We start from the raw sequence: 814 nt of genomic DNA on the forward strand, positions 1-814 counted from the left end.
TTCGGCAGCTTGATCACGAAATCATCATGGCCGCACACCGAGACGCGGGTACGCACGTGGTCGCCCAGATAGATCACCTCCGCAACCCGCGCGATGAAGACATTGGGCAGTGAGCCCGGAGGCGGGTTCAGCTTCACCCGCTCGGGCCGCAACGACAGCACCGTCGGCCGGCCGATCGCCTCGACATTAATCGCTAGCGCCTGCACGTTGCCGGCGCCAGGGATCTCCACGTTGCAGGTCGTGCCATTCATCGCCACGATCTTGCCGTGCAGCCGGTTGTTCTCGCCGATGAACTGGGCGACGAAGGCGTTCTGCGGCCGCTCGTACAGCTCGGCGGGCGCGGCGAGCTGCTGGATGACCCCGTCGTTGAACACCGCTATGCGGTCCGACATCGTCAGCGCTTCGCCCTGGTCATGCGTCACATAGACCACGGTGACGCCGAGATCTTCGTGGATGCGCTTGATCTCAAGCTGCATCTGCTCGCGCAGCTGTTTGTCCAGCGCCCCGAGCGGCTCGTCCATCAGCACGAGCTTCGGATCGAAGACCAAGGCGCGGGCAAGCGCGACGCGCTGTTGTTGGCCACCGGAAAGCTGACCGGGCCGGCGCTTGCCATAGGCGCCGAGCCGGACCATGTCGAGCGCCCGCTTGACCTTGGCCTCGATCTCGGCCTTGCCGAGCTTGCGGACCTTGAGCGGGAAGGCGAGGTTCTCCTCCACGGTCATGTGCGGAAAAAGCGCGTAATTCTGAAACACCATGCCGATGTCGCGCTTGTGTGGAGGCATGTTGTCGATCGAGCGCCCCTCCAGAAGAATCC

1 protein-coding gene is annotated in these 814 nt (G+C 63.9%); it reads right to left on the reverse strand.

Features of this window, described 5'->3' with window-relative positions; genetic code table 11:
- Positions 1-812, reverse strand: an 812-nt coding sequence (locus Q2M23_RS43685) for an ABC transporter ATP-binding protein (RefSeq protein ID WP_316399537.1), incomplete at its 3' end; no start/stop codon positions are given.
- Between the last annotated feature and the right edge of the window lie 2 nt (positions 813-814).

Origin of the sequence: Bradyrhizobium sp. 33ap4 (genome assembly GCF_032654765.1) — a bacterium.
GTDB classification, from domain to species: domain Bacteria; phylum Pseudomonadota; class Alphaproteobacteria; order Rhizobiales; family Xanthobacteraceae; genus Bradyrhizobium; species Bradyrhizobium australafricanum.